Annotated in this window: 12 protein-coding genes; 6 read left to right on the top strand and 6 right to left on the bottom strand. The window is 55.9% G+C overall.

Translation table 11 applies throughout. The annotated features are described in order from the left end of the window. The first annotated feature begins 41 nt into the window (after positions 1-41). The gene (locus P1X16_RS26680; protein WP_277235507.1) at positions 42-413 is read left to right on the top strand and encodes a helix-turn-helix domain-containing protein; all 372 of its coding nucleotides are present in this window, start codon (positions 42-44) and stop codon (positions 411-413) included. A gap of 217 nt (positions 414-630) precedes the next feature. On the opposite strand, the gene P1X16_RS26675 is transcribed toward P1X16_RS26680, so the two are convergent. Beyond that, positions 631-1,368, bottom strand: a complete 738-nt coding sequence (locus tag P1X16_RS26675; RefSeq protein WP_277235506.1) for an SDR family oxidoreductase — start codon at positions 1,366-1,368, stop codon at positions 631-633. Positions 1,369-1,444: 76 nt separating this feature from the next. Next, positions 1,445-2,335: a helix-turn-helix transcriptional regulator gene (locus tag P1X16_RS26670; RefSeq protein ID WP_277235505.1), complete on the bottom strand. Its 891-nt coding sequence runs from the start codon at positions 2,333-2,335 to the stop codon at positions 1,445-1,447. Between the two features lie 517 nt (positions 2,336-2,852). On the opposite strand from P1X16_RS26670, the gene P1X16_RS26665 reads away from it, so the two are divergent. From P1X16_RS26665 to P1X16_RS26645, 5 genes are all read left to right on the top strand, one after another. Continuing rightward, positions 2,853-4,934, top strand: coding sequence for a hypothetical protein (locus P1X16_RS26665; RefSeq protein ID WP_277235503.1), 2,082 nt, complete (start codon positions 2,853-2,855; stop codon positions 4,932-4,934). A 58-nt stretch (positions 4,935-4,992) separates the two neighbouring features. Further along, positions 4,993-7,368 (top strand): GH92 family glycosyl hydrolase, encoded by a 2,376-nt coding sequence (locus P1X16_RS26660; RefSeq protein WP_277235501.1) that lies wholly within the window; start codon positions 4,993-4,995, stop codon positions 7,366-7,368. A gap of 146 nt (positions 7,369-7,514) precedes the next feature. Then, a complete protein-coding gene (locus P1X16_RS26655) occupies positions 7,515-9,464 on the top strand; it encodes a glycoside hydrolase family 97 protein (RefSeq protein WP_277235498.1) in 1,950 nt (649 codons plus the stop codon). Positions 9,465-10,161: 697 nt separating this feature from the next. Continuing rightward, the gene (locus P1X16_RS26650; RefSeq protein WP_277235496.1) at positions 10,162-14,040 is read left to right on the top strand and encodes a gliding motility-associated C-terminal domain-containing protein; all 3,879 of its coding nucleotides are present in this window, start codon (positions 10,162-10,164) and stop codon (positions 14,038-14,040) included. A 72-nt stretch (positions 14,041-14,112) separates the two neighbouring features. Further along, entirely contained in the window at positions 14,113-15,081 is a 969-nt protein-coding gene (locus P1X16_RS26645) for a type IX secretion system membrane protein PorP/SprF (protein WP_277235494.1), read from the top strand. A gap of 247 nt (positions 15,082-15,328) precedes the next feature. On the opposite strand, the gene P1X16_RS26640 is transcribed toward P1X16_RS26645, so the two are convergent. The 4 genes from P1X16_RS26640 to P1X16_RS26625 form a co-directional block, all read right to left on the bottom strand. Beyond that, entirely contained in the window at positions 15,329-17,344 is a 2,016-nt protein-coding gene (locus P1X16_RS26640) for a beta-L-arabinofuranosidase domain-containing protein (RefSeq protein ID WP_277235492.1), read from the bottom strand. Positions 17,345-17,526: 182 nt separating this feature from the next. Continuing rightward, positions 17,527-19,998 (bottom strand): glutaminase family protein, encoded by a 2,472-nt coding sequence (locus P1X16_RS26635; protein ID WP_277235490.1) that lies wholly within the window; start codon positions 19,996-19,998, stop codon positions 17,527-17,529. A 263-nt stretch (positions 19,999-20,261) separates the two neighbouring features. Next, on the bottom strand, positions 20,262-22,202 hold the full coding sequence (locus tag P1X16_RS26630) for a sugar-binding domain-containing protein (RefSeq protein ID WP_277235487.1): 1,941 nt from the start codon (positions 22,200-22,202) through the stop codon (positions 20,262-20,264). A 310-nt stretch (positions 22,203-22,512) separates the two neighbouring features. After that, positions 22,513-23,196, bottom strand: coding sequence for a DUF3823 domain-containing protein (locus P1X16_RS26625; RefSeq protein WP_277235485.1), 684 nt, complete (start codon positions 23,194-23,196; stop codon positions 22,513-22,515). Positions 23,197-23,200: the final 4 nt, after the last annotated feature.

Genomic DNA, 23,200 nt, shown 5'->3' with positions numbered 1-23,200 from the left:
CACCCCTGCGTTAGAATCATTGATTTTCAGTAGCAAAAAATATGGTTTCCGAAGAAAATAATTCCACCCGCTCTGTAGTAGGGCAACCAGCCGGTGATATGCGGACCTGCCCGGTGCGCAAGGCGATGAACCTAATTGGCAGCAAATGGAAAATGCTGTTGCTGCAAAACCTAGGGAGCGGTATGAAGCGCTACGGGGAGTTGAAACGGCTGCTGCCGGATATAAGCGAGAAAATGCTCATTCAAGAGCTGAAAGAACTAGTTGCGTCTGGACTGGTCGCCAAACGGGTTTACCCTGAAATTCCGCCCCGGGTGGAATATTCGTTAACAGCCAACGGCCAGCACGCCCTACCGGTGCTTGACAGCGTAGTAGCTTTCGGTAATGCCTACATGCAAGATCAACCTCAACACTAGTCAGCAAGATTGAGTAAGCGAGGTTAGCTCTACATTTTGGGCAAGCACTAATACAACTGCATGCCCTAACGCTGAGCATAGTCTAGCCCGCTTTAGCTACTCCCCTGTCCTTTTTTAAACGCCATAACGCCGTAGAGCCACGACTACCGCACTTTAATTAGGTGCGGTAGTCGTGGCTCTACGGCGTTATGGAATGCTGCTACTCTGGCAGATTGGTTTACCAGGGGCTGATGCCGGTTTCCGGCGCATTATCATCACTGAAAAACTGACTTGTTGGCCCGTTCGGACCCAACAGGGCGGCTTTTACAACGCGAGCGGCGGCATCCTGCACGCTGCCGTGGCCGCTGTGGTGGTTGAAATCGGTCGCGGTATACCCGGGGTCCACCGCGTTTACCTTGAAAGGCGTATCGCGCAGTTCGTAGGCCAGCATGATGGTATAGGCGTTCAGAGCCGCTTTAGACGGTTGATAGGCCGCGCCCTTCACCGCGTAATACCTCCAAGAAGGATCGTTGTGCAACGTGAGCGAGCCTAACCCCGACGTTACGTTGACAATCCGGGGCTCCGGCGACTGGCGCATCAGGTCAACAAAGGCCTGCGTTACTTCAATTACCCCGAATACGTTCGTCTCAAACACCTCTTTGATCATGCTGACGGGGCTGGTAAGCGCCGGTTGCGAGGGATCCCCGAGAATGCCGGCATTGTTGATGAGCACATCCAGCACCTGAGTTTTCTGACCCAGAGCCTCCCGTGCAGCGGCGATGGAGGCGCCATCCGCTACATCAATCTGGAGGGGCTCCACTTCCGTCAGGCCTTCCGATTTCAACTGGTCAGCGGCTTGTTGGCCTTTTTGCAAATCGCGGCTGCCGAGGTACACATGAAAGCCGTTTTCGAGTAACTGCCGGGCCGTTTCGAAGCCTATGCTTTTGTTGGCGCCGGTGATGAGTGCTGTCTTCATGATCAATGATGATTGCTTGATTAACAGCACAAAATTATCGGGCGCTAAGGGCGTGGCTGGCACCCATTCCGCGGTATTACTGGTACATTTTACGGATGCCGGTTCGGTACTCGGCTGGGGTGAGGCCAGTTTCGCGTTTGAAGAAGCGGTTGAAATAAGACGCATCGGAAAACCCAAGGTCGAAGGCAATTTCCTTGAGCGAATGATGGGTATAAAACAGCAGACGCCGGGCTTCGAGCACCAGCCGCACATGCAGGTGCTTGATGGCAGGTTTACCACTCTGGGCTTTCACCACCTCACTTAAATGCCCTGGTGAAATATTCAACAGCGCTGCATACTGTCCCACTTCATGCAGTTCGCGGAAACATTCCTCGATCTTGGCCTGATAGGTCTTTAGCAACAACTTATCAGCCGAAGGCTCGGCGCCCGTAAACTGCTCGTTGTACAAACGGCTCAGATACGTGAGCAGCACCGTTAGGCAAGCAGTCAGCATCCTGTGCTGCCACTCGCCGGGACGTTGATATTCATCATGAAGCCTGATTAGCATCTCCTCAACAAAGGCCGCATCCGCCGCCGTAAGCAGCAATTCATGTCCGTTCTGAGGGTTTTGAATGAGCGGCAGTTCCCGTAAGGAGGCGTTCTGCTCCAGAGCCAAGAACTCGTCATTGACTGTTAGGTAGGTGCCCCAAAAGGGAGTCGGAGCTTCTTTTACTAGAATTTGATGCGGGGCCGTAAAGTACAGCGTGTTGTCTTTGCGCTCATAGGCCGTCATATCCACCCAATGACGCCCGGGGTTATGCTTCACGAAAACCAGCAGATGATGCGCTTTGCGGTGGGGTATCAGCAAATCCTCTTCGTAAACCAAGGCGCCTTCTGAGCGCACTATGGTGAACAGCTTGCTCTTGCTTTCTTGGTTGCGTTCGGAAGTATAGACGGGTACTTGCTGATTACTGTTGAGCACGTGCATAATCTAAAATTACTGCTTTTGCGAGGAGCACAACCACTCTCCTAACCACTTAGTGACTTCTCGCCTTTCATCGACATTTACTTTAATCAAACGAGGCAGGTATACAACCTGGTGCCAGACACTAGGAAAGCCCTGCCCGATGTATGTCCAATAAATAAGTGCTATGTTCAATCATAATACTTATTAAGAGGCAGTTCTAAACGTGTACTTGCATGGCATGCAAGGCAATTACTTAGCTTACTATAGCACAGCCGTCGTCAGTACGTCACACGAGCACAAAGTCCTGATACCATATTATCCGAGAACTAGCAGGAACAAGTCAGGCAACAAGGCAGCTTGGCTTCCATCCTTATTTCTCTCACCACAACATCGGTGTATGATTAGCGATTCTCTCTTTAAGGAAAAGAATGCTACACGCTGGCATAACCGAAAATTGGCTTTCCAACAACTCGACTATCGAATCATAACTCCCACCACCTGAACCGGCAGCCTCGCCGAGCTTTCCCCATTCCTCCATATGAAGAGCAGCCTCCTTCTCTTATTGCTTGTTTGCGGCTTTGCCGCCCACTGTCAGATACCAGTGGATGCCAAAGCCTTCGATAAAAAAGGAGGGGCCACAGTGCTCGTGAAAGGTGATGCGCTGGAAGTAAACTGGCCAACTGGGAAGTCAAACAAAGGCAAAATGATTTTCAACCTGGCGCAGAATGGTCCGCTGTTGACTAGCATTCAAGTCAGCAAAGGCGGAAAGTACCAGGTAGTGGGAACAGGCCTGCAACCGGAGTTTGTGCTAACCGTTGGCAAGCGCGACTTACGCTCCCAGAACGGGTGGAACATCTTCTTCGACAAAGTGCCCAACAAGCCCTTCCAGGCGCACAGGGTGAGCATGAGCAAGCGCCGCGCCGCCGTGAGCAGCCAGGGGGCCCGCACCATCGTGCGGATTGGTGAACTCGAAGCGCCTAACTTTAGTGGCAGCTTGGAGGTGACCTTCTACCACGGCAGCCCCTTGTTTAACATAGCGGCGGTAATGACTACCCCCGTCGATTCGACAGCCATTATCTACGATGCTGGGCTGGTCAGTCAAAAGCCGGTGTGGAGCAAAATCAGCTGGGCCGCCACCGATAACAGCTTTCAGAGTGCAGCCATCGGTGCCGCCGATAGTAGCCGTAACCTAGCCGTGAAATGCCGGGCGCTGGTAGGCGAAACCACCGGCGGCAGCTTGGCAATCTTTCCGGCTCCCCACCAGTATTTTTATCCTCTGGACGAGGCATTCAACCTTAAGTTCACTTGGTTCGGCAACAACTACCGCCGCTTGGTACCGGGCTACGGCCTAGGCATCCGCCAAGACCTGTATGGCGACCGTCGGTACGTGCCGTGGTTCAACGCGCCGCCCAACACAGCGCAACGGCTCAACTTCTATTGCCTCCTAGGCTCAGAATCTGCCGCACCGCTGCTGGAAAGCGTTAAGCAGTACACCCACCAAGACACCTATGTGCGTCTGCCGGGTTACAAAACCATGTCCAGCCACTTCCACAACGAGTATGTGATGAAAGCTATGCTAGCGGGCAAGGCAGAAAGCGGCGTGCCGGAATTCGTGCGGGTGTTTCGGGGCTTGGGCCTCGACATCGTGCACCTCGGCGAGTTTCACTACACGGCACACCCAAAGGGGCCCGACGAGCAACGCCTGAAGGAGTTAGAGGCTTTGTTTGAGCTGTGTCGCACCTCATCCAATGAGAGCTTTCTGTTGCTGCCGGGCGAAGAGCCCAACGAGTTTCTGGGCGGGCACTGGCTGGAGCTTTTCTCTAAGCCCGTGTATTGGGTAATGGCCCGAGACCCTGAAGTGCCTTTTGTGCGCCCCGATGCCAAGTATGGCAAAGTTTACCACGTGGGCGACAAAAACGACATGCTGGCCTTGTTGCAGGCTGAAAAAGGCTTGGCGTGGACGGCACACGCCCGCACCAAAGGGTCGGTTGGTTTTCCGGACAAGTACCGAGACGAGGCGTTTTTCCAATCCGACCGGTTTATGGGCGCAGCTTGGAAACCCATTCCGGCCGACCTGTCGCAGCCGCGCCTTGGCAAACGAGCCCTAGACCTACTGGACGACATGAACAATTGGGGCTTGAAAAAGACCATGATTTCGGAAGCCGACTTGTTCACTGTCACCTCCGAAAACGAGATGTACGCCCACCTGAACGTAAACTACTTGCAGCTACCCACCCTACCGAAATTCGCCGACGGCTGGCAGCCCGTGCTAGATGCTATGCAGCACGGCAAATTTTTCTCTTCCACCGGGGAAGTACTTATACCCTCGTTCACCGTCAACGGCACCGGCTCGGGCCAAACGGCCACCCTACCGAACCCCACTAAGGCCGACGTAGCCTTCGAGTTGCGCTGGACCTTCCCGATGGCCTTCGCTGAAATCATTTCGGGCGACGGCCAGAAAGTGTACCGGCAGCGGATAGAGTTGAACTCCACCACGTCGTTTAGTCAACAGACCTTCCGGATTCCGGCCGACCTCGCCAACCGTAAATGGGTACGCTTGGAAGCCTGGGACGTAGCTGCCAACGGCGCTTATACGCAAACGATTTACCTGCACAAATAGGGTTGATATGCTAAAACGTTTTTGCTAGATTGTGCCACCTAGAGAAACCCGGAGCCAATTGCCGCAACCAAGCGCAGCAACAGCAACGAAGCATGAAGGTGAATCTTGCACATACATTCTGCAGAAGATAAAACTGCGATTCAAAATCCCTTATGGTATGACTAAGAGCATCCTGTGTTTTTGCCTGTTCCTGCAACTTGCGAATGTGGCCTTGGCGGCAAAAGAAAAAGGGCTGGTAGAATACGTCAACACGCTTCAAGGCACTAATTCCAGCTTCAAGCTTACCAGAGGCAATACTTATCCAACTACGGCCTTACCCTTTGGGATGCACACCTGGACGCCGCAAACTGGCAAAAATGGGGACGGCTGGAAATACCAGTATTTCCAAAAAACAATTCGGGGTTTTCAACAGGCGCACCAATGCAGTTCGTGGACGACGGACTACTGCGTGTTTTCCTTTATGCCTGTCACGGGTAAGCTTGTGGTAAACGAGGACGAGCGGGCCACCGGCTTCAGCCACGCAAATGAAATTGCAAAACCCCATTATTATAAAGTCAAATTAGATAATAACATAACAACCGAAATTGCGCCCACTGAACGTGGCGCGCATCTGCGTTTTGTTTTCCCGAAAAAGGCAGCCAGCTATTTGGTATTAGATGGATACACGGGAATTAGTGAGCTCAAAATATGGCCAGCTGAGAGAAAGATAACTGGCTATGTGAGCAACAATAAAAACAATAAAGGAAATCTACTTAAGAGTTATCTGGAAGTCGTTTTTGATAAGCCTTTTAAAAGCTACGGCACGTGGGAAAACCGCAAGAACACCGTGCAACAAGGCAAATCGGAAGGCGCCGGTGAAGGGATAGGCGTGTATCTCGAATTTCAGGAAGGCGAAGCTGTACAGGCCAAAGTAGCTTCTTCCTACATCAGCCAGGAGCAAGCCAACGTGACGCTGAAAGCGGAACTGGGCAAGTATAAAAGCCTAGCAGCCACCAAAGCTGCGGCCGCTGATATTTGGAATAAACACCTCGGAAGAATAGCCGTGGAAGGCGGTAGCGAAGAAGATAAAGCCACGTTCTATTCCTGCTTTTTCCGAGCAAGTCTTTTCTCCCGGCAGTTCTACGAATACGATAAGGCCAGTAAACCCTACTATTTCAGCCCCTACGACAACAAGGTACACGAGGGCTACATGTTCACTGATACGGGTTTTTGGGACACGTTTAGAGCCCAGTTTCCACTAAACGCCCTCATGTACCCAACCATGCACGGGCGGTACATGCAAGCCTTGTTGGCCGCCCAGCAGCAGTGCGGCTGGCTGCCGTCGTGGTCATTTCCCGGCGAAGGGGGCAGTATGATTGGCAACCATGCCATATCCTTGCTGGCCGATGCCTGGGCGAAAGGAATACGGACTTTCAATCCGGAAGAGGCGCTGAAAGCCTACCTACACGAAGCAACCAACAAGGGCCCCTGGGGGCCATCCAACGGTCGGCACGGCTTCAAGGAATATTATCAGTTAGGCTATGTACCGTATCCTGAATACGGGGAGGCAACTGCCAAAACGTTGGAATATGCGTACGATGATTTTTGTGCTTATCAATTAGCTACGTCTATCGGCAACGAGCATTATAAAAATATATTTGCTCGGCAGATGTTTAATTACAAAAACGTCTACGATCCTGCATCAGGATTTATGCGGGGCAGAAAAATCGATGGGGAATGGACGCCGAATTTCGACCCGGTAGAATGGGGCGGCCCATTTACCGAAGGAAATGCTTGGCATTGGCAATGGTCGGTTTTTCATGATGTTCAGGGTCTGATTAATTTAATGGGAGGCACCAAAAATTTCAATAATCGACTTGATTCCGTTTTTTCAGTTTCCAACACCGTTAAGGTGGGTACGTACGGCGGTATGATTCATGAAATGACGGAAATGGTGATGGCCAACATGGGGCAGTATGCTCATGGCAACCAGCCTATTCAGCACATGATTTATTTATACAATTATGGCGGCGAGCCTTGGAAAGCGCAGCTGCACGCACGGGAGGTGATGCGCAAGTTGTATAACGCAACCGAAGATGGCTACCCCGGCGACGAAGACCAAGGCCAAACCTCGTCTTGGTATGTATTAAGCGCACTAGGCATGTATAGTGTTTGTCCGGGCACCGATCAATATGTACTTGGGAGCCCAGTGTTCAATAAAATAACCATCACGCTGGAAGACGGAAAGAAATTTATTATTGACGCTCAAAATAATAGCAAGGACAACCTATACATTCAGTCTGCCTCGCTGAATGACAAGCCCTACAGCCATAATTGGCTAACCTACCAAGATATTAGTAAGGGCGGCAGGCTGAGCTTTATCATGGCCAACACGCCTGCTTTAAACCGGGGCACTGCCCCTGATGACAAGCCATTTTCCTTGTCGAAACAGTAGCCTTATGCTGTAGCAGCTCGACTGCTTGGCTTACTGGCGCAAGAGCGCCAGATCTGGCTCCTCCACGCTGATGGGCAGGCGCGCCAGAACATGTAATTAGTTTTTCCTTCGCACCACGTGGTGCTCTACTCTACGAAGCTGATCTAATGCAAAGAAAACTCTGCCTCACTACCTGGTTTTTGCTTGTTGCGGTTCGCCTGCTCAGTGCGCCCATCACGCTGCTCTCGCCCGATAAGCGTATCAAAGTCTCGGTTGATTTGCAAGGGAAAATCAGTTACTCGGTTTCGATGAGTGGCACAACGCTACTGCAGAATTCTTACTTGCAGCTTAATCTGGCAAACCAACCCCTAGGCGAGCGGCCACAGCTACGTAAAAAATCAATTACGACGGTAAACACCGCTTTGCAGCCGGTGGTGCCCCTCATCAACAGCACCGTACCAAACAGCTATAACCAACTCAGGCTGGACTTCAAAAATGATTTCAGCGTGGAGTTTCGGGCGTATAACGATGGGGTGGCCTATCGGTTCATCACCGATAAAGCGGATTCGGTGGTGGTGAACAACGAAGACGTGCACCTGCATTTCGCCGATGCGGTGGAAACGTCTTACCTGGAAACGGGCAGCTTCAAAACCTCCTACGAAATCCTGTACCAGCGCCAGATGCTGAAACGGGTGAACCGGGAGAAAATGAGTGTGCTGCCGGTTCTGTTCGATACCGGGAAGTACAAACTGCTGTTCTCGGAAGCCGACCTCTACGATTACCCTGGCTTGTTCGTTAAAGCCGTTGACGAGCGAACGGTCAGCGCTACGTTTCCGAAAGCCCCGTTAACATTTGGCCCCGATGGGGACCGGAGCATGAAGATTGTGACCGAGGCGCCTTACATCGCCAAAACAGCCGGGAAACGTTCTTTCCCCTGGCGCTTTTTCGTCGTAACGGATCAGGACGCGCAATTAGTCGCCAATCAGATGGTTAGCAAGCTGAGTACTCCCAATCAACTCAAAGAAACCCAATGGATTAAGCCCGGCCAAGTGACTTGGGAGTGGTGGCACAATGCCTACGTCTACGGGGTGGATTTCAAGTCCGGCTACAACCAGGACACCTACAAGTATTACATCGATTTTGCCTCCAAGTTCGGTATTCCCTACATCATCATGGACGAGGGATGGGCCAAAACCACGCTCAATCCCTTTGAGCCCAACCCCACCATTAACCTACAGGAGCTAATTGCCTACGGCAAAACCAAGAACGTCAAGATTATCTTGTGGTTTACTTGGCTGGCCGTGGAAAACAACTTCAACGTGTTTGAAACTTTGGAGAAGTGGGGTATTGCAGGCATGAAGATCGACTTTATGGACCGCAGTGACCAGTGGATGGTCAACTACTACACCCGCGTTGCCAAAAAAGCAGCCAAGTACCACCTGCTTGTTGACTTTCACGGCGCTTTCAAACCGGCTGGCTTAGAAATAGCCTACCCAAACGTGTTGTCTTACGAGGGGGTCATTGGGATGGAGCAGAATATTGGCGGGGGCCTGGCTACGCCTAAAAACAACCTATTCTTGCCGTTTTTGCGCAATGCAGTAGGCCCCATGGACTACACGCCCGGAGCTATGCGCTCGGGTCACCCCAAGGACTACCGCCCCAACTGGGTGAATACCATGAGCATTGGCACCCGGGCGCACCAACTGGCCATGTACATTGTCTTCTCAAGCGGCTTGCAAATGCTCGCCGACAACCCCTTCAACTACCTGCGCGAACCCGAAACCACGTCGTTTATCACGTCGGTGCCGGTAACCTGGGACGAAACGCGCATCTTGGAAGCCGCCGTTGGGGAACACATAGTCACGGCTAAACGGAAAGGCTCAACGTGGTTTGTGGGGGGAATGACCGCCGAGAAGACCCACGAAGTAACGTTGCGTACTGATTTCCTGACCAAAGGGGCCCGCTACCAACTCACTTTGCTGAAGGATGGAGTAAATGCCGACGTGCAGGCGATGGACTTCAAGCGCATCGTCCAACCGATTCAGCCCGGCGAAGTCGTCACCTTAACCATGGTGCCCGACGGAGGATTTGCGGCCAGAATCGAGCTTGTACAATAGCCGGCTTCTCTGATAGTAGATACGCAACTAACGGGCTTGTCTAAAAACGAGTGCGTTAGGTGCTATCGTCGGAGCTAAATGCGCTTCACTTAGTACATTTTATTTGGACATAGCTATAACCTCCCTTCCGAACTCAAAGTTAACTGGCTCGCTACTTTGCAGTGAGATTGGATTTCATCAGGCGCTGCACAATTCGGAAACCCTGTAAAGCGTTAAGGTATACGTGAAGTAAAACGCTCACTTGATGCGCTTCCTCCCCAATGGGAGCGAAGAAAGGGTAGTTTGTATTGTGATTGAGATTAGCAGCAATAAGAGCTGCTTAAAATAGTGATTTAGCTATGCTGATCCTTAATAGATAACTATTACGGGAATTCATCACTATTCGGATAATGACTTGTACAAACCTGGCTGGCAGTGCGTAGCTTTACTGAACCTGGTTGGTAACGCCATCTATAGCGGCAACCGACTATGAAGCTCCGTTCTCTAAGGGCGGCGAGTGGTACACTCCTTTCTAGGTACCCACTTACCTATCCGCCCACTTACCTGCCCCGCTATGCCTGCAGAGCTACCGTTCCCTGCCTTTTCCGATACTCGAATATCCCTCCTGCCTGTTTCCAAGCTTAAGCAGACACCTCGTGTCGGCAGTCGGCGCTTGGCCAGGCAGGTACAGCCCATTTTTAGTTGGCTGCTGACACTGTTGCTCTTACTACTGAGTGGCGCCGCCGCCACAGTGCTTGCGCAAGGAACCCCGCCCCCAGAGTGTAGTGCAGACGAGAAGTTTGCTAACACGTGGTACTTCGGCTTTAAGGCGGGGCTGGACTTCAATCAGGCCTCGGCCGACTCCCTTCCGAAGGTGCTTACTAATGGAGCGATGGATGCTCCTGCCGGCTCGGGCGTGATGTCGGATAGAAACGGCAAAATCCTCTTTTACAGCAATGGCGAAACCGTTTGGAATGGCGACGGCACCGTGATGACCAACGGCACGGGGCTGGCGGGCAGCCGCTTCACCACCGACGGTCCCCTGCCCATTAGGATGCCGGGCATACCTCCGGCGGGCCAACCGACGCGCTACTTGCTCTTCACCCTGAAGGACACCGTGGGCCTAAGCTACTCGGAGATAGAGATTCCCGCGGGTGGTGGGCCGGGCACCGTCATAGCCGCCACCAAAAACACGCCTCTGGCCCGTGGCACGGCAGAAAAGATAACGGGCGTATTCCATAAAAACGGCTGCGATATCTGGGTTATTACGCACGGCTGGGGAGCTGCCAAGGCCGGCAACAACAACCGGGGCAACGCCTTTCTGGCCTACCGCGTGCGGCAAGCAGCCGGCTATGTAGGTCCGGTCGTCATCGACGCTCCGATTCTCTCCACCGTAGGCAGCCTGCACGCACCGAACGTAGCGGCCCAGGGCTACAAAGGCCAGATGAAGGTGACTCCCGATGGTCAGCGGCTAGCCCTGGCCCGCTACAGCGAAGCAGTAGGCGACAGCAGCAGCACCGTCGAGCTATTTGGGTTTGATAATAACACGGGCAATGTTAGCGTCAACATGGGGGTTCCGTACATCGTGGATAGCGGTGCAGGAAAATACTATGGGGTAAGTTTTTCGCCCGGCAGCTACCTCTACGCCACGGTACGCAACCCAGCCAAGCTGCTGCAATTTGATATCAGCGACCCCGGACCGATTACCAAGCAGGACATTCCGCTTAAGCAGAAGGCCCCGGCCGACCTGGGTTCGATGCAGGCCGCGCCCGATGGCAAGATTTACGTAGCCCGCGACAACCAACCCGCATTGGGCTTCATCCCTTTCCCGGACTCGCTGGGGGCCAAGGTTGGCTACGCCGATGATAGCCTGCAGCTAGGCGGGCGCCTCAGCGGACTGGGCCTAGTTAATTTCAACCAAAGCTCGCTGCTACAGTTCGGCCCCAATTACAGGTCCACGGCCTGCTTGGAAATTACCTTTGAGGCCCCATCCGTCAACTTCGAGGATCCGAAATACGCCTGGACGTATGCGACAACTACAGGGGCCACCTTGGGAACCTCAACGTTGCAAAACCCCGTGTTCGCCTTCCCCGCACCCGGCGACTACGTAGTGACGTTGCGCGTCACCACTAGCTGCTTTTGTCGCGAGAGCCAAGGCTTAATTCGGGTACCTGGCCCACCCACGCCCGGCAGCTTAGGCCCTAATCAAAACCTTTGCGTTGGCGGCACACCTGCGCCGATCACCGGCACTTCAGCTGGTGGGGGCCTCGGTCCAGACAGTTATGCTTACCAGTGGCAGTCCTCCCCTGATGATAGCAATTGGACTGACATTCCTGGCGCTACTGGCGCATCCTATACACCCACCGTCACCACCAATACCTACTTCCGGCGGTTGGTAACCTCGGGTTTTTGCGGCCCGCGTACACCTTCCAATTCTGTCCAGGTTATCTTCCTCCCAACAGTAACACCCACTGTAGCTTTGGCAGCTCCGCCCGCGCAATGCCCTGGCACGCCACTTACGTTCACGGCCGTGCCTACGGATGCCGGTGCCATTCCTACGTTCCAGTGGTTTGTTAACAACGTGGCTGTCGCGGCTACTGGGCCTACCTTCACCAGCAGCACGGTTGTGACCGGTGACCAAGTGCGGGTTGTGGTAACGCCCGCGGCGGGGGTATGTAGCACTGGTACGGCTACGGCCACGGTTACGGTAACGCGTACCGTGGCGCCAGCCCCCACGCTCACTATCGCCGCACAGCCAGCTGGGCCGGTTTGTTTGGGTGCTTCAATTACGTTCAACGTGGCCAGTGTAACAGATGCCGGGCCAGTTTCCGACTATCAATGGCAGGTCGACGGTACTGACGTGCCAGGCGCCACGGGTCCGACGTTCACTAGTACCACCCTGCTCCAAGGGCAAACCGTGACGGCACGCCTGCGCACGACAGACGTGTGCGGCCAGCCTGCTGCGGTCGTTTCCAATGGCATACCGGTGCAGATTCAAGCACCCGTAACTCCTACTGTAGCTTTGGCAGCTCCGCCCGCGCAGTGCCCCGGTACTCCCCTCACCTTCACAGCCGTGCCCACAGATGCTGGTGCTACGCCTACGTTCCAGTGGTTCGTCAACAACGTGGCTGTCGCGGCTACTGGGCCTACGTTCACCAGCAGCACAGTTGTGACAGGTGACCAGGTGCGGGTGGAGGTGACACCCACGGCGGGGCTGTGCAGTACGGGTATAGCCACGACTACCACCACGGTTACGCGCACCGTTCCGTCGCCGCAGCCTACACTCACCATTGCCGTGCAACCCAATGGCCCCGTTTGTCCGGGTGCGCCGCTCTCCTTCACTATCGCCAGCGTGACGGAGGCCGGCCCAACTCCCGAGTACCAGTGGCAGATTAATGGCGCTGACGTGGCCGGTGCCACGGGTTCTACGTTCACTAGCATTACCCTGCTCCAAGGCCAGGTCGTGACGCTGCGCCTGCGTACAGCCAATACTTGTGGGCAGCCTGTAACGGCTGTCTCCAATGGTGTGGCAGCACAAATATTGCCTCTCGTGACGCCTACCGTAAGCCTAGCGACCCCGCCCGTATCATGCCCGGGCACGCCGCTTACCTTCACGGCCGCGCCTGCTAACGCAGGCGCCGCGCCATCTTTCCGCTGGCTCGTCAATAATGTGGCCGTTGCTACTGGACCTACTTTTACCAGCAGTACGTTAGCTACCGGCGACCAGGTAAGTGTAGAAGTAACGCCCACAGTAGGGCTGTGCAGCACGGGTCTGGCCGTGGCCACGGTTACCGTTGCGCGCACGCCGGCGCTTGCGCCCACGCTCACTATTACCGTGCAGCCTAGCGGGACCGTTTGCTTAGGCGCGCCGCTTACCTTCAATGTGTCCAGTGTAACCGAAGCTGGACCTGCCCCCGAATACCAGTGGCAGGTCAACGGTACTGACGTGGCCGGGGCCACAGGTCCGACGTTCACCAGCACTACCCTGCGAGAAGGCCAAACCGTGACGGCACGTTTGCGCACCGCCAATGTTTGCGGACAAACTGCAACGGCCGCTTCCAACGGTATAGCCGTACGGATTCAAGGGCCGGTTGACGTAGATGCCGGTCCTGATAAAGAGATTCTGGCCGGTACGTCCGTGACGCTGGAAGGCCGCGCCAATGGTATATACCCCGTCACGTGGACGCCCACGACCGGCCTGACTTTCCCGGGCAACAACCCGCTACGGCCCGTGGTTTCGCCTACGGTAACCACTACCTATACCCTCACGGGCGGGGAAGGCGGCTGTGCTGACTCCGACCAAGTGACAGTGGTTGTGCGTCCGCCCATCCGTATTCCCAACGCCTTCACGCCCAACGGCGACGGCCGCGACGATACGTGGCAGATCGAGTTCATCGAGCAGTTCCCCGACAACACCGTCACCGTGTTCAACCGCTGGGGCAACAAGATTTTCTCGGCCAACAACTACAGCCGGGCCAATGAGTGGCGCGGCGACATCAACGGGCAGCCCGCTCCGGTAGGCACCTACTACTACGTTGTCGTCACGAAGGGGCCGCTAGGTAAGTCCTACAGTGGATCGATTACGATTCTGTACTAACAATTAACGTTCTGCTGCAACCAGCGCGGCAGAACCATTTTCTTCTTCGATAGACCTCAGGGCAATTCTGTTATGAAAAGAGTTCTAACTCTACTGCTGCTCCCGCTGCTGCTGGCCGCCGCGCCGGCCCTGGCCCAGCAGCAGGCGCAGTACAGCCAGTACATGAACAATAACTACATCCTGAACCCTGGTGCCACGGGTGTAGAAGACTATATCGACGTTAAGTTCAGCTACCGCACGCAGTGGACGGGGCTGGAAGGAGCGCCCAAAACCTACTATGGCAGCATCAGCTCCTCACTAGGCAAGTGGCGCACCACCACCAAGCGCACCCTGCGCGACCGGCGCCGGCCGTTTCACGCGCTGGGGGCACTCGTGTACAACGACGTAACCGGTCCCACAAGCCGGAAGGGTGCTTACGCTTCCTACGCCTACAACATGGTTCTAGCGCCCAACCTGCGCGCAGCGCTGGGCGTGTCGGCGGGCATGCAGCAGTTTGCCGTGGATGGGCAGCAGTTGCAGTTCTTCGACCCCACCACGGTTGCCGCCAGCGACGCCTCGCGGGTGTTTGACGCCTCGGTAGGGTTGTGGGTATACAGCTCCGACTTCTATGTTGGAGTGTCGGGCGCGCAGCTCTTTGCCAATAAGCTCGACTTTTCGTACGGCCCCAACTCGCTCAATGCGGGCGCAGGCAACACCTTGAAACGGCACTATTTCGCTACGGCTGGGGTGCGGGTGCCACTCACCGAGGACTGGTCGCTGGTGCCGTCGGTGCTGCTCAAGGCGGTCAATCCGGCTCCGCTTTCGCTCGACCTCAATGCCAAGCTCAAGTACCAAGACCTGTTGTGGGCGGGCGTGTCCTGGCGCGCCTTCGATTCGTTTGTGGGCATGGTGGGCCTCAGCTACGAGCAGTTCACGCTGGGCTACTCGTATGATGCCGGCGTTTCAGAGCTGGCCGGTTACCACGGCGGCAGCCACGAAGTGCTCCTAGGCTTGCGGCTGAAGAAGAAAGCGCAAGTGGTGTGCACCAACCGGTTCTGGTAGGCGACTAATCGAGGCTTCTACGATTACCTTGTTTCAGGCTAGGTCAAAAAGTGGCCGCACGTAGGATCTGCACCTAGGAGGTGCGGACCCAACGTGCGGCCACTTTTTGCTTCCAGGTTCAGTGGCAAAGCCGCTAACAAGAATGCTTGCATGAAACAACTTAAACCAATCAGCTTTTGCTGGCTAAGTGAGAAGTAAGGTTGAAAGTTGTGACTAGCTAATCTGACGCATTTGAATTCTAGGCAGGTTAGTTGGCGCTTACCACCGGAAAAGACGTGATGCGCAGCTTGGCCGAGCCATAGGGAATCAGGGTCAGTGTTTCGGATTTAGCTCCGGCGGGCGCGGCTACTGGGCTTAGGGGTGGCGCCGCGGCCGAGTTTTCAGCTAGTTGCCATTCGGGCAGACGTATGCCTTGCACCTGCAATTCAACAGGGGCCCCTTCCGGCGAAAACAGCACGCCGGTTGTGGGGCGCTCTTTCACTTGAAACGCCGCCGTGGATTGGCCTTTAGGCAAAAGCAGCCCATAGTTCCAGGGCGTAGTAGCCTGCACCTCGTAGTCGTCTGCGGCGTTCGGACGGTCGCGCAGCTTGGTCCATTGCTCACCGAGCTTCAAGCCATACACCAGCGGCCCCCGCTCCACCGAGACGGACTTCTGGTAGCCGGGTACTACCCGCACGGCCATCGGCAAACGCAACTCCACAACGTCGCCCGCTTTCCACGCTTGCTTGAGTTCGTAGAACGTACCGGCCTGGGGCGCTTTCGCTAGGGCTTTGCCGTTTACAGTTACCACGCTCCTGGTTGCCCAAGCCGGAATGCGCAGCCGCAGCGGGAAGGCCTGCTTGCCCGCTTTTTCCACCACAAAGCGGATGGTTTCCCGAAACGGATACTCGGTTTCTTCCCGAACAACCACCTGCTCGTTGCCTCGCACGGTGGTTGTAAGCTTACTGGGCGCGTAGGCCGCGGCCACTAATCCGCCGTCGGGCGAGGCCATCCAGAGGTGGCTGGCAAACTTGGGCCAGCCTTGGTGCAGATTGGCCGTGCAGCAGCCGAAGTGAGGCTCAAGCCCAAACAGGTTGGCTTCGTCGCCGTTGGTCGACCACTGCCGCTTGGCCTTGCTCACGAGCACCTGGTTGGGTTGCTGGTCGTACTGGTGGGCCCACATGGTGGGGTCGAAGGTGGCAGGCAACGCGTTGAAGGTTATTTTCTCTAATCGGTCGCCGAATAGGGGGTCGCCGAGCAGCGCCAGCAGCTCTTCATAGGAGTATTGCGCTTCCACCACCGTGCACAGCTCCGTGCCCTGCGACGGACTAGACCCGGCGAAGTGCTCGTCGCTGCTGAACATGCCATTGGGTAGGCCGTGGTACTGGTCGAGTGTCGCTAGCTGCTGGTAGATAGCCTTGCGGTCCGCTTCTGTGCCGCCGGTCATGCCCCAGAGCACGGGCATTTTCAAAGCCATGGCATTGTTGACGCCGTGGGCCTGAAGCGCTAGGTTATTGTTGCCTGCATTTAGCTTCAGGCTGGAGACAGTAGTGGGCTGGGCAAACGGAAAGTTGGCAAAGCCCTGTTGCCAGTTAAAGCCTTGCTGGGCGAGTTGGCCAGCCAGCTTCAGGAGCAGCGGGTTCTTGGTTTTCTGGTAGGTCCAGCGAATGGGCAACAGCTCTTCGGCCCAGCGGAACACCGCCCACTCTTTGAGCGGCAGCTTGTCGAGCTGGCTGCTCTGGTACGTGAAGTACTTTTCCATGAACGGCACCACGCGTTTGTCGCCGGTGGCTTCCTGGTACTGCATCAGGCTTTTGAGCACGAGCATATTGGGCCACCAGTCCTGGTTTTTCACCGGGCCGATGCTACCGTCGGGGCGTTGGCTTTGCAAGGCCCAATCCACCCACTTCTGCGCCTTGGTTTTCAACGCCGCGTCGTCGAGCCCGTAGGCCAACGGCAACAAGCCGTCGAGGTAGTAGGGGCCCCGCTCCCACCCTTCGCCCGTGCCGCCTAGCCAGGCGCTGTTGGCGCTCAGGTCGGGCCAGAACTCTTCGAGGTGCCCGCTCAACCCTTGCGCCTGAATTTCGAGTTGGCGCCGGAGCCAACCCTCCGGCCGAATAGCGCCCAAGGGCAGCGCCTGAAACGCCCCCGGCCGAAAGGCCGCCGACTTAGCGCCCGGCACGGTGGCCGACGCGGGCGCTGCGGGACGGGCTTGTTGCGCCTGGGCTTGCAAAGCGAGCAGAATTCCAATCAGCAGCCCGCTACAACGAGGAATGGAAAGCATAAGAAAATGGGCCAAAAAGTGGGAATACTTGGTGGAAAAGTGGGGTGCCTTCGCCTTATGTAGGCTAGTAAAAAAGCGCTTGCTCTACGCACCTTAACAGAAATATCTGCAGCAACCCCAACTACACGCGGCTGATGCCGCAGTGCGCCTAGGGCCGCTGCAGATATTGCTAGTTAGTTGCGTTACGGCTTGGCCGCTATGTGCTTATCGAGCACCTTGATAAAGTAGCCGCCTACTACCGAGCGGGCTTGAAAGCCTACCTGTTTGGCATCGGTGGTTTCGTGCCAATCGGTGAGTGGTACCCGGGTCGGCGAGTCGTTGGCAAATTGCCAAACGGGTTTTACCAGCGCCTGGAAGTCGGCGTCGCGCTCGGCCATGGTGGCCGTCCACATAATCCAGTCCGATTTCGTATAGGTTTTGCGGCTGTCTAGGGGCAGGCCGTAGCGTTGCTGCTTGGTTAGGTAATAGGCCAGTTCTTGCTGGGCCACTTCCTTAGGAAAGATGTTCAGACCGAGCATTTTGTCCCATACCAGATTGTACTTCTGGCTCCACGAACCGGCAGGCTTATCGAAAGTCAGGGCGTAGTGGTCGCCAGTGGCCGACATAGCTACCCAGCGCTTGGCATAGTCGCGGGCTAGGGCCATGTACTCGTCGGCCGTTTTCTGGTCGCCGAGCTGCTGCGCCATTTGCCCATAGCAAGCAATGCCCATAATAGCTTTCACCGACAAGTTGGAGTTACGAGCCAAGTGGCCGGCGAAATCGTCGGTGCTGAGCTGGGTGGCGGGGTCCAAACCGTCGCGCTTCAGGAAACCTACCCACTTGGTGATGGTGGGCCAGTGCTCACGCGCAAAGTCAGGCTTGCCGTCCATCTTTACCGAGGCTGCCGTCAGGATAAGCATGTTGCCAGCTTCTTCCACGGGCATATCCTCGCCGTACGTCTGCCCGTTGGCCCGTGGGTACGTGCCTACATCGTGGGCCGGGAAGTCTTTTTTCCACTGGCCCGATTCGCTGTATTCAAAAATGAAGCGCAACATGCCCTTCGCTAGCTCATTGTTGTAGCGCAAGAATAGCGGAGCAGAAGGATACGTCACGTCCACGGTGCCAATGGAACCGTTCGAGAAGTTTTCCTTGGAAAACATAAACACCTCGCCTTTGGGGCCGGCCACAATTTTGTGGGCGGCAATGGCCTGGCGATACGCTAGCTGACACAAATCGGCGTACTGCTGCCCACCAGCTGCTTGCGCTTCGGCATAAAGTTGCTTGTCGAACGTGGTGCATTTCTGCCGCAGACGGGCATAATCTGCTTCGGCGGCTTGCAAAACTTTGGGCATGGTGGTAGCGGGGTCGCGCCGCCACCAGCCGCGTAGGTTCTTCCCGAAATACTGCACTGAATACTGGTCGTCGTAGCCTAGCAGCACGTGTCGCTCGGTTGGTTCCGTCTTTACAGAGCCTAGGTCCAGCACGGTAGCCAGCGCTACACGCTGGGACTGCCCACTCACGGGCTTGGCATTAGCGGTAAGGGTGCCACTTTTCGTGAACGTATTTTTCAGGGCTTGAGGCTCGCCGGCAGCCTGCTGGGCCGACCCTGGCGCCGCCAAGTACGCTTGGCCCCAATCGATGCGAATGTTGTCGCCGGCTTTGGCCAACACCGGTTGTGCAGTGGTGCCAACTGCCTGCCAAGTCAAGGTGCCCGCTTTACCTGCTTGGGTCGTAACGGGCTGGTACGGCGTGTTGGCAGCTAGGCCGCCGCTTTCGGTTAGCATAACCTGCACCGGGTGGGCTTTTCCATCCGTTGAAGTAGCTCCGAACGTGACGTAGCTAACGGGCCGGGCCACAGTTTCCAGCTCGTCGAGCAGCAGCGGCGAGAGAAAGTTCACTGTCAATTGCACCGGTCCGGCCGCAAACTGATAAGTGGTTTGGGTGGCCGTTACGGCTACGCTGGTTTGGCGGGCGGTGGGGGTAACGGGCAGGGGCAGCAGTTCATACAACCCGGCGTCGAGGTACTCGCCGCCCATCGGGCTGTTGCAATGCATGGCCAGCACGTTTTCACCTTTGCGTAGCGCCTTCCGCGCCGATTCAGGCACGTCGAAATACTCGTAGCTGCTATTCCAGCGGGGCAAACGCACGAGCTCTACCCCGTTCAGGTACACTTCTACTGCGTCGTCGTGCCACATGTATAGGCGCAGCTTGCCTGTTACCTGGGGGTTGGCCACGGTTACGCGCCGCCGCACCCACACGTCGCCCTCGGTCCAGGTGGTGCCTTTCTGGTCTTTTTGATCGGTGAAGGGCGCGGGGCCGGTTTTCCAGCCGGTTGCTGCGTAAGTCGGTTTTTCCCAACCCGCGGCCGGCTTGGACAGGGTGTACTGGGCCGTGTATCCCTGCTCCATGGCAGTAGGGATGATGGCCCGATACTGCGGAGCTGCTTGGCCTAGAAACTGATATGCTTTGCCGTCTACGCGTACCACACCCTCCAGCGCCTGGGCCACGCCGGTCCAGTGCCGGGTAGAAGAAGCCGTCAGCGTATCATTGAACGTCCACAGGCTAAAGTAGGGGTCGTGGGTGATGAGCGGGTAAGCCGGTGGGCGGAGCGTCTGGGCCAGCAGGCTACCCAGGCTGAGCGTCACCGCGAATAGGAAAGCAAAACTCTTTTTCATTCGTATGGAATTAGGAAAATTTAAGTAAAGCAGCTTCTCATCTAGCAAGGTTGGAAGGCGCTAAAAATCAGGAATAGAGCAGCCATTTGTAGTTCAGTCCCCTTGCTCCTATCCTTCTTTTCACCCCGGCTTTGTATGCCTTTGCCGATCAGGTAGTGTTGGCTAGCGCAAGGGACCGGAATAGTGGCGCTTGTTTCGTTTGTTAGTGCAAGGCAGTTGTTGACGTATCCTAGACTTTTGATTCGGCTTTCTGTGAAAAAGCCCTACTTAAGCAGCGGGGCATGAATCTGGCGGAGCGTCTTGATGGGGATTTTGATAACCTCCCGGTCGTAAGTCAGCAAGCCGTTCACTTCCCCTTCCACATCGGTGGTTTGGGTGTACACAGCCGATGACAAGCCTTTCTGCTGGTAGTACTCCACAATCTTGGCGTATTTCTTTCGGTACGCCTTCAGCACGTCGTCGGCCGAATGGTAGGTTTGGTAGCCCCAGTTGCGCATGGAAGGGTTCCACAAGTGGCCTTCGATGGGCCAGCCTATGCCTCCAAACTCGCCGATGGCAATGACGCGGTTGCTTTTAGCCGCTGGCAGGTTGGGCTCCTCCTCGTAGGTATGAATGTCGTAGAAGTCGCCGGCGCCTTGGTCGTTCCAGCCGGTTACGGCGTTGATTACCCGACTAGGATCGAGGCCTTTCACCCAGGCGGCGAGTCGTGGATTATCATACTGGCCCCAGCCTTCGTTGTGCACCACCCAGGTCACGATGCTGGGGTGGCTATAGAGCCGGTCTATCATCCGCCGAAACTCCAGCTCGAATTGCTCCATGCCCAACGAACGGCGCAGAGGTTCGATTTGGGCACCCGGCGCCACGTTCTGGCCTTCCAAAAAGCCTGATGGCATGTCTTGCCACACCAAAATCCCGAGCCGGTCGCACTGGTAGTAATAGCGGTCCGGCTCCACTTTAATGTGCTTGCGCAGCATGTTGAAGCCTGCTTTCTTTAGAAAGTCAATCTCGAAAATCATGGCTTCGTCGGAAGGCGGCGTAAGGAGCCCTCCCGGCCACCAGCCCTGGTCGAGCGGGCCGTTGTGAAACACCACCTTGTTGTTGAGCAGCAGCGTGGGCTGCCCTGCTATCGGCCCAGGCCCCACCGAGATTTTACGCATGGCAAAATAGCCGTTCACTGCGTCGAGCGCAGTTCCGGTCACGGTGGCTTTGGCGTAGGCGGCCCGTACGGCAGCGGGCTGGCGTGGCCGCTGGTTGCGGGGCGTGGAGCCAAACGGGTCCTGAACGGTTACCAGTTCGGTTTTGAGGTCATATAGAAAGGGCGTATCCGGCGCCCAAAGCTTGGGGTCTTTCAGGTTCAGGTAAGCCGTCATGCCCGACCGGACCAGCGTGGTAGCCACCGTGCGTTTGCCATCGAGCGCCGTCAGGCGGATGGCCGTAGTAGCATTATTGGCGGGCTCGTTGAGCACCACTTCCACTCGTACGCGACTGGAATCGAGTTCGGGAGTAAGGCGCACTTCTTCGATGTAGGCTTGTTTGGGCACCGGCTCCATCCACACGGTCTGCCAGATACCCGATACCGGCGTGTACCAAATACCGTTGGGGTTCAGCAACTGCTTGCCTCGGGGCTGCTCCCCGGTTGAGGTTGGGTCGAGCACACCGAGGAGCAGCTGGTTATCACCGGCCTTTAGGTAGTCGGTTACATCGAAGCTAAACGCGTCGGAACCACCCTGGTGTGAGCCCACCAACCCACCGTTCACCCACAGGCTGCACTCGTAGTCTACGGCTCCGAAGTGCAGGAGCACCCGTTGGTTTTGCCATTCCTGCGGCACAGTTACGCTGCGCCGGTACCAGAGCCGCTGGTCTGGCATGAGCGCCTTGTTCACCTTCGACAAGGTCGATTCCACGCAGAAAGGCACCAGAATCTGCCCGTTGAAGGTGGTAGGCGCGGGAGCGGTTCGGGGAGTTATGGCGTAATCCCACATTCCGTTCAGGTTTTGCCATTGCGCACGCACCATCTGTGGTCGGGGGTACTCGCGCCACGCATTGGCGGCCGTCACCTGCTTTTCCCAGCGGCTCAGGATGGGCGCCGGCCTGACCGGGGGTACGGGAGCCGGAGCAGTTGTCTGCGCATGGGCCGCAACCCCGGCACCAAATAAGCTGGCGCTAAGCCAGGCAGCAGAAGCGAATCGCCTGATTGAATTCATAGGTAAGGGGTGGGAAAGGGCGAAGACAGGTAGTGAGTGAGCTGCCTAAGCGAGTAGTAATGATGCAGGATCTAGACCTTTGACATGTCCTACCTACTTAGGCGCTGTACCACGAGCAAGATTTGGCTTTCGCGCCGCCGTGATTTTCAGCTTTGCGCTAGCCCTTAGAAAGCGGCATGCTTGTTCCTTGGGTCTGAAGCTCCAACCCAAGGAACATAGCTGCCAAGTTTATAGCGCATCAGCTAGGTCAAGGAACAAGTGCCGTCTGAGGCGCTCTGTTCGTTGCTGCTTGCCGCGCTAGCACTCATCGTTAAAACTTTTGTACTGGGGAATATACGTATTGCCCAACACCTGCCGCTTTCACCCCGATGCGAGCAAAAACTGCCCCCGTAATAGAGGAGGGAATCGTCACCGAAAGGTTTTGCACCTGGCTCAGGTTCACGGCCGCAGCACCAACTTTTTCGTTGCGCTCCAGCGCGTTGCTGTCATCCACAAACTGCGTGCGGCTTATCAGCAACACCACCCGGTCGATGTCTCTGCCTGCCACAATCCGATTGACGCGGCACGTAGCCGTTAGGGTGTTGCCACTGCGCTGAAAAGCAGCGTCCGTTACGGTGAAATATGGCGTTACCGGTACATCTACTACAGTATTGCCGCGCACCTGCACATCAATACTGTCTGTGTTGTCTACCCACGGGCCGTTTCCGCGTGAGCGAACCAGCTTGTAGTTACCATCGAAAAGCTTGGCCTGGAACGTGCCGTCTTGGTTGACAAACACCGGAATCTTTGTGAAGAGCTGATAGCCGCGCTGCCACAACTCCAGCATGGTGGTTTGATTTCCCAAGTCGGTGGACCCGTTCGACCGAAGGCCCAGCACCTGATCCTGGTACACAATGCGGCCGGTAAGCGTGGAGCTTGGCGGCTCCACGTTGTCTTTGGCGCAGCCCATCAACAATGCAGTGCCCGCGAGCAGGCTATAAAGAAATGCTTTCATGAGT

This window comes from Hymenobacter sp. YC55 (assembly GCF_029433095.1).
In the GTDB taxonomy this organism is placed as follows: Bacteria; Bacteroidota; Bacteroidia; order Cytophagales; family Hymenobacteraceae; genus Hymenobacter.
The sequence above is the reverse complement of the archived record's forward strand: the minus strand, read 5'-3'. Positions and strand labels throughout refer to the sequence as shown.